This is a genomic window from Bradyrhizobium sp. STM 3809, assembly GCF_000239795.1.
Classification (GTDB): Bacteria; Pseudomonadota; Alphaproteobacteria; order Rhizobiales; family Xanthobacteraceae; genus Bradyrhizobium.
On sequence record NZ_CAFJ01000463.1, the window covers coordinates 1 to 12132 of the forward strand.

Genomic DNA, 12132 nt, shown 5'->3' on the forward strand with positions numbered 1-12132 from the left:
TGGGCATCGAGATGGAGGTCGAGGAGGGTGAGACCGTGCTCGATGCTGCGTTTCGGCAGGGCATCTCGCTGATGCATGGCTGCAAGGAAGGGCAGTGCGGCAGCTGCAAGTCGAAGCTCGTCGACGGCGACATCGAGCTGCTGAAATATTCGACCTTCGCGCTGCCGGACTACGAAAGCGAGAACGGTCATGTCCTGCTGTGCCGGACGCACGCCTACAGCGACGTCAGCTTCGAGCTGCTGAATTACGACGAGGACATGCTGAGGCGATCGATCGCGGTCAAGACCTTCCGAGGACACGTCGCAGGCATCACCGCCTTGACCTCGGACATCCGGTTGCTGGAGATCGAGATCGACAAGCCGATGAAGTTCTGGGCCGGCCAATATGTCGACCTGACGATCGACGATGGTCGCATCACCCGGGCGTTCTCGATGGCCAACGCGCCTGGCGAGGGCACGCGGCTGAGCTTCATCATCAAGAAGTACCCGAATGGCGCCTTCTCGTCGCAGCTCGATGGCGGGCTCGGCGTCGGCAGCGTGGTGATGGCGAAGGGCCCCTACGGCACCTGTTTCCGGCGCGAGGAGCGGTCCGGCCCGATGCTGCTGATCGGGGGCGGCTCGGGGATGTCGCCGCTCTGGTCGATCCTGGCGGATCACATTGCGAGCGGCGAACAGCGGCGGATCCGCTTCTTCTACGGCGCGAGGTCGCGCGCCGACCTGTTCTATCTCGAGGAACTCGCGGCGATCGGGCGCGAGCTCAACGACTTCCGATTCGTGCCGGCGTTGTCGCACGCGACGCAGGAAGATCATTGGGATGGAGAGACCGGCTTCGTGCACGAGGTCGTCGCGCGCCATCTGAAGCAGGAGAAACTGGTCGGGGAGATCGACGCCTATGCCTGCGGCCCGACGCCGATGATCGACGCGGTGCTGCCGGTCCTCCAGGTCAACGGCATCGAACCGGATCACATCTATTTCGACAAGTTTACGCCGGCGATGCGATGACGGCGTCCGGACATCGTCGCAATCACAACAGCAAAGAGGGAGGTCGTCATGAGTGCACAGGCAAGCGGAGCCGCTGCGGAGCCGGTCGTCAAATCCGGCGCCGCAGGATCGGCGGTGTTTCCAGGTTCGGACAGCCGCAGGTACAATTATTTCGAGCCGAAGGGCCGCAAGGCGACGCATTACGAGGATATGACGGTCGACGTCCAACCCGATCCGGAGCGCTATCTGCTGCAGGACTGGATCATCTCCTTCCCGGACGGCACGCCGACCTACAGCAAGGACTGGACGGCCGCCAAGAGCTCCAACTGGCACAAGTTCCGCGCCGTCGATCAGGAATGGGAGCGGACGCATTACCAGCGGCAGTCGACGATCTGCGGCATGGTGCAGAACACCATTGAGAACGGCCGCAAGTCCGGCGCGCCGGCGCGCTTCGATCCCGCCTGGGTGAAGATCCTGCAGAACCACCTCGGCGCCTACAAGCATGCCGAGTTCGGCCTGGGCACGTCGACCATGCAGGCGCAGCGCTATGGCTACACCCAGATGGTCAACAACGCGATCCTGACCAACTCGTCCTACAAGCTGCGCTTCGCCCAGGACATCACGCTGTATCTCAGCGAGATCGCGCTCGACCTCCCCGGCTTCGACGTCAATGCCGGCAAGCAGCATTGGCTGGACGATCCGATCTGGCAGGGCGTGCGCAAGTCGATCGAGTCGGTGATGGGATCGAACGATTATCTGGAGCAGTATTTCGCCACCAACGTGGTGTTCGAGCCTCTTGTCGGCGAGCTGTTCCGGTCCGGCTTCCTGATGCAGGCCGCATCGGCCCAGAACGACTTCATCACGCCGGCCGTGGTCTCCGCGGCGGAGGCCGACTACGAGCGCAACCTCGCCAACACGGTCGAGCTGTTCCACATCCTCGGCACCGATGCGCAGCATGCGGCGCACAACATCGCGCTGTTCAACAAATGGCTGGCCAAGCATGCCGAGCTCGCGCTCGACGCCGCCAACCGGCTGCAACCGATCTGGTCGCAGCCGCGGGTCAAGGTCGTCTCGTTCAACGATGCCCTGAGCCAAGCCAAGAACCGCATCAGGGGCATCGCCGCCGAGCTTGGCCTGACGGTTCCGGCCAGCCTAGCCTAGCCGCTGTCCACGCCCTTCACTCAATTCGTCAGGAGAACGACCATGATGCAGGAAGCCGACAACATCTTCAAACCGATGAAGGACATCACGTTCGAGGACACGGTGTCCCACCAATGCGGGGTGACCATGAACGACAGCGTCGAGGCGCGCGCCATCGCCGACGTCATGAGCCGCCACGACCATATCACCGTGACCTACATGCCGGCGATGATCCGGATCGACGGCATCGGCAAGATGGAATTCAAGATGGACGAGATCTCGGAGGAGCTCGGCCGCGAGATGACGCCGCATCTGTTCGAGATCGCGACATCCACGCATTACGGCCGGATGGTGATGGTCGACGACAACACGGTCGTGCTGTTCGGCGACATGAACGAGATGATGAAATACATCGCCTGACCGGCGCCTGCGGATGCCCGGCCGGCTTCGCGCCGGCCGGGCCAAGCTGGCTCTGCCATCAACGGCAGGCCTCATCACAATCAATCTGGGAGCGGGAGACGCGCGATGTACAGGACGGCTGCGGGCGACGAGATATTCGTGATCGACGGGCACACCCACTTCTGGGACGGCAGCCCGGCCAACCAGAAGAACATTCACGGCAAGCAGTTCATCGACTGCTTCTATGCCTACCACGCCAACCTCAGCCCGCCCTCGGAGAAGTGGGAAAAGGAGAAGTTCGAGAAATACGACGCCAAGACGATGTTCGACGATCTGTTCGTGTCGGGCTATGACGACATGGCGATCCTGCAGCCGACATACCTGACCGACTTCTACAAGAACGGGTTCAACACCACCGAGCGCAACGCCGCGATGAAGAAGAGCCATCCCGACCGCTTCATCCTCAACGGTGCGTTCGATCCGCGGGACGGCAGCAAGGGCCTCGAGGATCTGCACGCGCTGGCGGAAAAGTACAAGCTGCAGGGCGTCAAGCTGTACACGGCGGAATGGCGCGGAGAATCCAAGGGCTACAAGCTCTCCGACAAGGACTCCTACAAATACATCGAGGCGGCTCAGAAGCTCGGCATCAAGAACATCCACGTTCACAAGGGACCGACGATCATCCCCTTGAACCGTGATGCATTCGATGTCGCCGACATCGACGATGTCGCCACCTCCTTCCAGGATCTCAACTTCATCGTCGAACATTGCGGGCTGCCGCGGCTGGACGATTTCTGCTGGATCGCCACCCAGGAGACCAACGTCTATGCGGGCATTGCCGTGGCCTTGCCGTTCATTCATTCGCGGCCAGGCTATTTCGCCCATGTGATGTCGGAGCTGCTGTTCTGGCTCGGGCCGGACAAGATCCTCTATGGCAGCGACTACGGCATCTGGACGCCGAAATGGCTGATCGACAAGTTCATGGCGTTCGAGATTCCGGAGGATCTCACCAAGGAGACCGGCTCCGTCCTGACCCTGGAGAACAAGACCAAGATCCTCGGTCTCAACGCCGCGCGGCTCTACGGCATCGACGTCGAAGCCCAGAAGAAGAAGATCCGCGCCGGCGGTGGCTACGCGCATCTGTCCCAGCCCGTGCCGGCGTGAATGCCATGAGCGGGCGGATCATATCGAGCCTGCCGGGAGATCACCGGCAGGCGGAGCATTGGCAGGTCGACACAAGGCAGGCCGATGTGTGGGCCTCGCTGCGGCGAGTCATGGATCCTGAGCTCGACGAGTCGGTCGTCGATCTCAACTTCGTCACCAGGGCCGAGGTGGACGGAAGCAACCACGTCCACATCGAATTCCGGCTTCCGACCTATTGGTGTGCCGCGAACTTTTCGTTCCTGATGGCGGACGACATGCGGCGCGCGGTGGGTACGCTGGACTGGGTCACCGGCGTCAGCGTGGTGCTCGGCGAGCACATGTATGCGGACACGATCAATGCCGGGCTGGCGCGCGGCTTGTCGTTCCAGGAGACATTCGGGGGCGAGGCCGATGGCGACTTGGAGGAGCTGCGGCGGACGTTCCTCGTCAAGGCGTTCCAGCGCCGCCAGGTCGCCTTGCTCAATCATCTCACCGGCACCGGGCATTCGCCGCAGACGCTCACGGCCCTCACTTTGTTCGAGCTTCGTGGCCTCCCGGTCGACGACGAGGGCGGCCGTTTGAGGCAACGTTATCTCGAGCGGCGCGATGTGGTGGCGGCGGCGCGCGACGAGATGCCGGCCTTCGTCGACGCCGCGGGATTGCCCCTGAGCGCCGAGCGCTTTACCGCCTACGTCTCGGGCTTGCGCCGTGTCTGCGTCAATGCCGAGTTCAACGGCGCGCTGTGCCGCGGCCTCCTGTCAGTGCGGTTCGATCTGGAGACGCCGTTCGTTCCGAAAGCACGTGCCTCGGCCTGACCGGCCGGGGAGACAACAAAAAGTCGCGCCGGTCAGCACGGCAAAAAGAGCAGGCCAGAGGGAGGTTGAGACCATGCCGAAGATCATGCTGCATGACGAGGCGGCGCGGGCCGCATTGGGACGGGGCGTCGCCAAGCTCGCCAAGGCGGTGCGCGGCACGCTGGGTCCGAAGGGAATGAACGCGATCATGGACCGCCCGATCGGGACGCCGATCGTGTCGCGCGACGGCGTCAGCATCGCCGCCGAGATCGAGCTGGAATGTCCGTTCGAGAACATGGGCGCGCAGGTGCTGCGCGAGGTCTCGAAGCAGACCAATGACACCGCGGGCGACGGCACCACCACGGCCACGGTGCTGGCCGACGTGCTGGTGCAGGACGGGCTGAAATGCCTCGCAGCAGGTGCCAATCCGGTGGAACTGGTCGAGGGACTCGAGCTTGCGGTGGCGGAGACGATCAAGCAACTGAAGCGCTCCGCGATCGCCGTGCAGGGCTCGGCGGGCCTGCGCGCGGTCGCGAGCATCGCGGCCAATGATGCCGCGCTCGGCGACATGGTCGCGGAAGCTTTCGAGCGCGCGGGCACGCACGGCATCGTCGCGGTCGAATATGGCAGCACGGTCCAGACCACGCTCGAAGTGATCGAAGGCATGGCGTTCGAGCGCGGCTATCTCTCGCACCACATGGTGACGGATGTGGAGCGCATGCAGGTGGTGCTCGACAATCCGTTCATCCTGATGACGGACCACAAGATCCAGAGCGGCGAGCAGCTCGCCGGCGTGATCTCGCTGGTCGAGAAGAGCGGCAGGCCGCTGTTGATCATCGCCGAGGAAGTCGCGCCGGTCGTGATCATGCAGCTCCTTGCGCGTCGCGAGAAGAACAACTTCAAGGTCGCCGCCATCCATCCGCCGGAGTTCGGCCATTGGCGCAAGGCCATGCTGGAGGATATCGCGATCACCACGGGCGGACGCGTGATCTCGGTCGATCTTGGCGGGCGGCTGGAAAAGGCCGAGCTGCAGGATCTCGGCGCCGCGCGGCAGGTCCGGATCTCCGCTTCCAAGACCCTGATCACGGCCGGCGCGGGCGATCCGGACAGAATTTCCGCGCGCCGTGAGCAGGTGATGCGGCAATATGAGGCGGCGCCGGAGAACATCGAGCGCGACAAGTTCCAGGAGCGCATCGCCAAACTGTCGGGTGGCACGGCGATGATCCTCGCCGGTGGAGCAACGCCCGTCGAGCAGAAGCGCCGCACGCAGTTGATCGAGGACGCGATCAATGCGACGCGGGCAGCGATCGAGGAGGGCATCGTGCCCGGCGGCGGCTTCGCGCTGCTCAAGGCGGCGCCGAAGCTCGACGAGCTGATCAAGGGGCTGGACGGCAGTGTGCGGCAGGGCGCCGAGCTGCTGCAGCGGTCGCTGAGCCGGCCGTTATTCCACATCGCCTCGAACGCGGGCCTGGACGCCGAGGCGGAGGTGAGGAAGGTGGCGAAGGGCGCCAACGGCCACGGCCTCGACGCGCGCAACGGCGCCTCGGTCGATCTCGTCAAGGCCGGTATCATCGATCCCGTCAAGGTCTGCTACAGCGCGGTGCGCAACGCCGCCTCCGTCGCCGGGCTGATCCTGACGACGCAGACATTGATCGCCAAGAAGCCGGACGATTACGACCCCACCGCGGGCCCGGCCCTGGGTGGCGGCGCGGAGCTGCTGTAAGCGCGCGCGGCCTGCGCAGGAAACTGGCCGGGCGTTCGCGCCCGGCTCGGGCTGGCCGATCTTGCGTCTCTTCTTTCCAGTCTCGTCACGGAGACGGGCGACGCTGAGCAGAGCGGCGGACTATGGCCGGGGCTGGCCGAGCGCGCGATAGATCGTGTTCCTGGAGACGCCGAGACGGCGCGCGGTCTCGCTGACATTGCCATTGGTCTCCGCATAGACCATCAGGATGCGGGCGCGCTGGACGTCGTGCAGCGATCCTTCCGCGTCGGGCGACGGCCGAGCGATCGGTTGGCCGATCGCTCGACCGATCATGGCGTCCACGCAGGCCTCGTCGATGATCCCGTTGGAGACGCCGAGCGTCAGCCGGGCCAGCATGTTGCCGAGCTCGCGAATATTGCCGTGCCAATGGTTCGGCGCCAGTCGGGCCAGCGCTCCCGCCGTGATGGCGCAGCCGGGATCGATCTTGTGCAGCAGCTGGCGAGCAATGGCGTCGAAATCGCAGCGCTCGCGCAGGCGCGGCAGCCGCACCTCGAGCGTGTTGAGCCGATACAGCAGGTCGGACCGGAAGCGTCCCTCGGCGATCGCCTTGTCGAGCGCGGCGTTGGTCGCCGACACCAGGAAGACGTCGACCTTGAAGGCGGCGCCGCCGACCGGCCGCACCGTCCAGTCATCGAGAAGGCGCAGCAGCACACCCTGCAGCGCCACCGGCATGTCGCCGATCTCGTCGAGGAACAGCGTGCCGCCGTCGGCCTCCTTGACCAGGCCCATGGCGCCGCCGGACCGTGCGCCGGTGAACGCGCCGTCGGCATAGCCGAACAGCTCGGCCTCGATCAGGCTGTCGGGCAGCGCGGCACAATTGACCGCGACGAAGGCGCCGGCGCGTCCGCTGGCGGCATGGGCGTGGCGTGCCAGCTGCTCCTTGCCGGTCCCGGTCTCGCCGCGGATCAGGATCGGCATCTTGCGCGCTGCCGCGCCCTCGACGCGCCGCACGATCGCGAGCACGTTCGGGTCCTCGGCAACAAATCGCGGCGTCTTGTTGCCGGCTGGCTTCGCCGCCGGCTGAGATGCCTGGGCCTGCCGCGGCGGCGTGGCATCGCGTCCGCGCATGGCCGCCGTGCTGCGCTCCCCGGGTGTCCGCCGCCGGGCATGCATCACGACGATCGCGCCGACACCGGTGTTGCCGTTCTTGACCAGCTCGAAGCTCGCATGGGGCAGGATCTCCCTGAGCTTCGCCGGCCAATCCTCGAAAGCCACCGTCTTCAGGAAGCGCGTCGGCGCGTCGCCATCGGTGTTGAGGCCGTTGTCCTTCATGGCCCGCAGCCCGCGCTCGGTGGCATGCAGAATGGCGCCGCGCCGGTCGAGCAGGATGCATTCCTCCGTGGCCCAGGAGGCGCGCTTGGCGATGAAATCGCACAGCAGCTGCTCCTTGTCCTGCCGTGCCAGCTGCGCGAGCACGCTCTCGACGTGATGGCCGACCGCAACCGCCAGCGCCAGACTCTGCGGATTGAACGTGCTGGCCGGGCCGGAGATGTCGACGACGCCGAGCAACTCGCCATCGTTCGGATCGTGGACCGGGACGGCGGCGCAGGTCCAGCGCTGCACCTCGGTGCAGAAATGCTCGGCGCCATGAATCTGCACCGGGCATGAGTCCGCCAGCGCCGCGCCGATCGCGTTGGTGCCGATATCGGCCTCGCTCCAACGTCCGCCATGCTCCAGATGCACGGTGCGCCCGGCATCGATCACCCGCGCATCACCCTGGGTGTCGATGATCAGACCGGTGGGATCGGTCAGGATCATGATCGATCCGGCATCCCTCAGGAACGTCTTCGAGTTCTGCAGCGCGGAGCGCGCGGCGTGGCGAAGCGCGGCATGCTTGGCCCGCTGGCGAGCTAATTCGTCCTCCGCGACCAGCGGCGCCTTGGCACGGTCGACGGTGATGCGGTGCTGCCGGGACCGCTGCCACGAAGCGGCCACAGTTGATCTCACGTCACCCGACAAGGTGCCGCGCTCGATGAATTTCTGCCATGCGGCCCGTACGTCCCGTTGGTCCATTCCGGTTCCTCCAACGTGTCGATGCCCGCTGCCCCCGTCGCTTTGCGATCAAACATCCGCGGCGGATGTCGTGGCCCACAGGCCACGCATCAGCCGCAATCGTCGAACCGCTCGAGCGTTTCGAACCTGATACCTCCAAAATGTCGGAAAACAGCAGCGCGTGCGACGACGCGGGCGACGAGCTCGGCCCGTCAACCACCTTGCTCGCGTTTCACATCCCCGACGTTCCAGCGCTTCGACGGCGCTGATAATGCCTGACCTTATACGCGTTGGTCGATCGCGCAAAGCCGAACTCATCGCGTTGCCGATCAATCATGCGACAATTTGAACGAGCATCGTATCTGTTCTGTCCAGCACCGTTGACGCCCCGCGGTTTTACGCACGAGGAGCTGATCGACGGCACCGAGTTGCGCCGGCTGGTGCCGGCCGTGGCGGAGAGCTGTCCGGGCGGCGTGGTGTCGCGCCGCGACGGCGCGGCGCAGCCGGCGCGGACCACGACGGCCTTCCGCCGCAAGGCGGAGCAGCTCGGCACCACCATTCGCGAAGGCGTCCTCGCAACGAACATTCGAAAAGAGCAGGGCCGGTGGCATGTCGACGTCGGCGCGGAGACCTTTGCGGCACCGGTGCTGGTCAACGCCGCCGGCGCCTGGGCCGGGCGGATCGCGGCGCTGCTCGGCGAGCCGGTGCCGGTCGAGACCATCGCGCCGATGCTGATGATCACCTCGCCGGTCGCGCATTTCATCGATCCCGTCGTGATCCTGCGCGGCCGCAAGCTGTCGTTCAAGCAGTTCCCGAACGGCACCGTGCTGATCGGCGGCGGCCATCTCGCCACGCCGGATCAGGACCGCAACGAGACCGTGCTCGACTGGCGCAAGCTCGCGGAGAGCGCGCGCACCGTCGCCGAGCTGTTCGAGGTGATGCGCGGCGCCACCATCACGCGCGCCTGGGCCGGCATCGAGGCGCGGATGCGCGACGACATCCCGGTGTTCGGTCCGAGCGCACTGCACGAGGGGCTGTATCATCAGTTCGGCTTCTCGGCGCATGGCTTCCAGCTCGGTCCCGGCGCCGGCGCGGTCATGGCCGAGCTGATCGTCCATGGCGGCACGCAGACCCGCATCAGCGGGCTCAGCATCGCGCGTTTTTCGCAATGATCCATCACCACCAGCATGAGGACCGCATGACCATCACCCGCAAGATCCGCTCGGCCATTCATCACCGCATCGTCGAGGCCAACGGCTTCGTCTTCATCGGCGGCACCATCGCCGACGACACCTCGGTGTCGATGGGCGAGCAGACCCGCAACATCCTCGGCAAGATCGACGGGTTCCTGAAGGAGGCGGGCACCGACAAGTCGCGCGTCGTCTCGGGCCAGATCTTCGTGACGGATCTGTCGAAGAAGAAGGAGATGGATGCGGCCTGGACCGCGTTCTTCGGCGACGATCTGCCGGTCCGCGCCACCGTCGGCGTCTCCGACCTCGGCGGCGGCGCGCTGATCGAGATCGTGATCACCGCCGTCAAGGGCTGAGCATCAAACGATCGATCGGTCGATGACGCGCGGGGCTCGCTTCGCGCGTCATTTGCTTTCCGGACGAATCCGATCGAACATGGCGGCTCTCTCATCGCACGGGCCAGGAGAAGCCAGCCGCATGAACGACAGCAGCAGCCTGCCATCTCCGTCCGCCGGCCTGGATGCGGTGTTCGCCCATATCGAGAGCAACAGGCAAGACTTTCTCGCCCGCGTGATGGACTATGTGCGTCATCCCTCGATCAGCGCGCACAATGTCGGCATCACCGAGGTCGCCGTGCTGCTCGTGAAGATGCTGCGGGAGATCGGGCTGGAAGCCGAGACGGTGCCGACCGCTGGCCATCCGATGGTGCTGGGACGTTGGCACCACAAGCCGGGCGCACCGACCGTGCTGCTGTATGGCCATTACGACGTGCAGCCGCCGGATCCGCTCGATCTGTGGCTGAGCCCGCCCTTCGAGCCGACCATCCGCGACGGCCGCATTTACGCGCGCGGCATCGGCGACAACAAGGGCCAGCATTTCGCGCAGTTGATGGCGATCGAATCCCATCTCAATGTGCACGGCGAGCTGCCCTGCAACGTCACCGTTCTGCTCGAAGGCGAGGAGGAGATCGGCAGTCCGCGCATCGCCGGTTTCGTCGCTGAACATCGCGAGCGGCTGACGGCGGATGTCGTCGTGACCGCGGATGGTCCGATGCATCCCTCGGGCCGTCCGACCATGACCTATGGCGTTCGTGGCATGTGCTCGTTCGAGCTGCGCGCCAGGCATGCGAATCGGGACGTGCATTCCGGCAATCTCGGCGGGATCGTGCCGAATCCGATCTGGACCCTGGTGCATCTGCTCGGGACGATGAAGAACGCCGCCGGTGAGATCACCATCGAGGGTGTGCATGATGCCATCGTGCCGCCCAGCGCGCTCGACGTCGCTGCGGTGAAGCGCCTGCCGCTCGATCTCGACGCTGCCAAAGCGAGCCTCGGCCTCAGCCGCCTCGATGCGCCGGCGGAGCGCGGCTACTACGAAAGGCTGATGTTTCATCCGACGCTGACCATCAACGGCTTTCACGGCGGCTATGGCGGACCTGGCAGCAAGACTGTCCTTCCCTGCGAGGCGTTCGTGAAGTGCGACATCCGCCTGGTCGAGGCCATGACGCCGGACGACGTGCTGTCGAAGGTCGAGGCACATGTGAAAAAGCATGCACCCGAGGTCGAGTTCATCCGGCGCGGCGGCATGCTGCCGTCGCGGGTGCCGCTCGATTCGCCCTTCGCTGCGATCATCCGCGACGCGATCACGCTGGCGCAGGGCGTCACGCCGCTCGAATTCCCCTGCACTGGCGGCAGCTTGCCGGACTACGTCTTCACCAAGATCCTGGGCGTGCCGGCTTTCGTCGTGCCTTATGCCAATGCCGACGAAGCCAACCACGCGCCCAACGAGAACATGACGATCGATTGCTTCACCAACGGCATCCGCACAGGGGCTGCGCTGCTCGACCGGGTCGGCGCGAGCTGCTTCTAGAGTGGAATCGGTCATCACGATTTTTTGCGCCGCGGATGTGGTCATCGCGCGGCCACGAAACGATGGCATTGAGCCCGCGTTTCCCCGGGGTCGGCACGAATCGATCGCGCGCGGCGACGTCGTGGTTGGATTAACGCAGTTGATATCGCCTCGTTTCGAATGAGGATTATGTACCGTCGCTTCAGGGCTCGGAGCTGGCAGATGCACGACCCCGTTGACAATTCGCGTGATCAGACGAGTTCCATCGGCGCCGGCTCGCCCAGCGAACCGGAGCGTACCGTGGCCGTGACGATTGCGCCCGACATCCATCCTGAGCCGTCGTTCGCGGTTGACCCGGCAACCGGCCGCAGGGTCGGGCCTGAGGATCATGAGGGCGACGATGACGATCAGTGTCGGAAGGCCCGGCTGGTGACGCCGACGATGTGGCGGTGATCGGCCCGCGGCAGGCGAGCTCCGCCAGTCCTGATCGGGAGTCCCGCCGGTTCAGAGCCGTCACCCGGTCTGTCGTTGTCGGCGGCGTGGTCTGCTCCTGCTGCTTGAGCTGCTTGTCGACATGCGATGCCGGGCGATGAGTTCCTGAAGAACACCTTCGTCGACTCATGCATTCGAGAACTTCGAGAACGCCGCCTACAAGTCGCTGCTGGCGCTGTGCCGCGCTGCCGGCGTCGAGCGAGCCCGCGGCCCGCTGCAGCAGTCGCTGCAGCGTGAGCAGCGGCAGGCGGCCTGATCGTCGGTATCTCAGGCTGGGGCGGGAACCCGTCAACCCCATCGCAACCTCCGGTATCATCCGGATACCCGCGAATCACCTGATCGGGTACACCAAATCCAGCCCTTCTTGGGGCGTTTCCTCCCTGGACTTGGGC

General features: G+C 65.2%; 11 protein-coding genes and 1 pseudogene. 11 read left to right on the forward strand and 1 reads right to left on the reverse strand.

All coding sequences use genetic code 11. The features are described 5' to 3' along the window. The 6 genes from BRAS3809_RS21225 to BRAS3809_RS21250 all read left to right on the forward strand — a co-directional run. A partial coding sequence (locus BRAS3809_RS21225) for a 2Fe-2S iron-sulfur cluster-binding protein (protein WP_035657444.1) occupies positions 1-1001 on the forward strand: 1001 nt, incomplete at its 5' end. Between the two features lie 48 nt (positions 1002-1049). Further along, the gene (locus tag BRAS3809_RS21230) at positions 1050-2141 is read left to right on the forward strand and encodes an aromatic/alkene monooxygenase hydroxylase subunit beta (RefSeq protein ID WP_008964081.1); all 1092 of its coding nucleotides are present in this window, start codon (positions 1050-1052) and stop codon (positions 2139-2141) included. A 42-nt stretch (positions 2142-2183) separates the two neighbouring features. Further along, positions 2184-2540, forward strand: a complete 357-nt coding sequence (locus tag BRAS3809_RS21235) for an MmoB/DmpM family protein (protein ID WP_008964082.1) — start codon at positions 2184-2186, stop codon at positions 2538-2540. A gap of 105 nt (positions 2541-2645) precedes the next feature. After that, the gene (locus tag BRAS3809_RS21240; protein ID WP_008964083.1) at positions 2646-3683 is read left to right on the forward strand and encodes an amidohydrolase family protein; all 1038 of its coding nucleotides are present in this window, start codon (positions 2646-2648) and stop codon (positions 3681-3683) included. Positions 3684-3688: 5 nt separating this feature from the next. Then, on the forward strand, positions 3689-4477 hold the full coding sequence (locus BRAS3809_RS21245; protein WP_008964084.1) for a metal-sulfur cluster assembly factor: 789 nt from the start codon (positions 3689-3691) through the stop codon (positions 4475-4477). A 73-nt stretch (positions 4478-4550) separates the two neighbouring features. After that, entirely contained in the window at positions 4551-6179 is a 1629-nt protein-coding gene (locus tag BRAS3809_RS21250) for a molecular chaperone GroEL (protein WP_008964085.1), read from the forward strand. A gap of 120 nt (positions 6180-6299) precedes the next feature. On the opposite strand, the gene BRAS3809_RS21255 is transcribed toward BRAS3809_RS21250, so the two are convergent. Next, positions 6300-8231 carry a sigma-54-dependent Fis family transcriptional regulator gene (locus BRAS3809_RS21255; protein ID WP_008964086.1) on the reverse strand — a complete coding sequence of 644 codons (1932 nt, stop codon included), beginning with the start codon at positions 8229-8231 and terminating at the stop codon, positions 6300-6302. A 353-nt stretch (positions 8232-8584) separates the two neighbouring features. Here BRAS3809_RS21255 and BRAS3809_RS21260 point away from each other — a divergent pair. From BRAS3809_RS21260 to BRAS3809_RS37410, 5 genes and pseudogenes are all read left to right on the forward strand, one after another. Beyond that, positions 8585-9382, forward strand: a pseudogene (locus tag BRAS3809_RS21260) (NAD(P)/FAD-dependent oxidoreductase); the annotation flags it as partial. Between the two features lie 26 nt (positions 9383-9408). Further along, complete coding sequence (locus BRAS3809_RS21265; RefSeq protein ID WP_035657452.1) at positions 9409-9756, forward strand: RidA family protein; 348 nt, start codon at positions 9409-9411, stop codon at positions 9754-9756. Between the two features lie 121 nt (positions 9757-9877). Beyond that, a complete protein-coding gene (locus tag BRAS3809_RS21270) occupies positions 9878-11269 on the forward strand; it encodes a M20/M25/M40 family metallo-hydrolase (RefSeq protein ID WP_008964089.1) in 1392 nt (463 codons plus the stop codon). Between the two features lie 201 nt (positions 11270-11470). Then, positions 11471-11701, forward strand: a complete 231-nt coding sequence (locus BRAS3809_RS21275) for a hypothetical protein (protein ID WP_008964090.1) — start codon at positions 11471-11473, stop codon at positions 11699-11701. A gap of 214 nt (positions 11702-11915) precedes the next feature. Continuing rightward, the gene (locus BRAS3809_RS37410) at positions 11916-11996 is read left to right on the forward strand and encodes a hypothetical protein (RefSeq protein WP_240535732.1); all 81 of its coding nucleotides are present in this window, start codon (positions 11916-11918) and stop codon (positions 11994-11996) included. The last annotated feature ends 136 nt before the right edge of the window (positions 11997-12132 follow it).